The organism is Pseudomonas sp. Pseusp88, from assembly GCF_047303955.1.
Taxonomy (GTDB): domain Bacteria; phylum Pseudomonadota; class Gammaproteobacteria; order Pseudomonadales; family Pseudomonadaceae; genus Aquipseudomonas.
Genome location: NZ_JBGLYM010000126.1, coordinates 1 through 265, shown reverse-complemented (window position 1 = coordinate 265; position 265 = coordinate 1). Strand labels below are relative to the sequence as shown.

Sequence of the window (265 nt, the reverse complement as noted above, 5' to 3'; positions counted from 1 at the left end):
ACAGGAACGCCCCCGCCCCGGACCAGCAAACCACCCTGGACGCGGTGATCGTGGCCAACCTGTCGGCAGGCGGCAGCTTCAACAACTTTCTGACGGTCAGCGGCAAGAACCTCAGCAGTGCTCTGATGAGCATCTACGACACCCTGCAAGGCGCGGTGAACACCGCCGTGGCGGCCGTCGACGCCTCCCGTGAAAAGCTTGCCGAGGCGGCGAGCGACAGCAAGGCCAGCCAGGCCCGTTACGCCAAAGCAGAGGATCGCCTGAC

At 65.3% G+C, this 265-nt stretch carries 1 protein-coding gene; it reads left to right on the top strand.

The window, feature by feature from the left end; translation table 11 throughout:
* Positions 1-265: hypothetical protein (locus tag ACCD02_RS32745; protein WP_413310734.1), on the top strand; the 265-nt coding region annotated here is incomplete at both ends.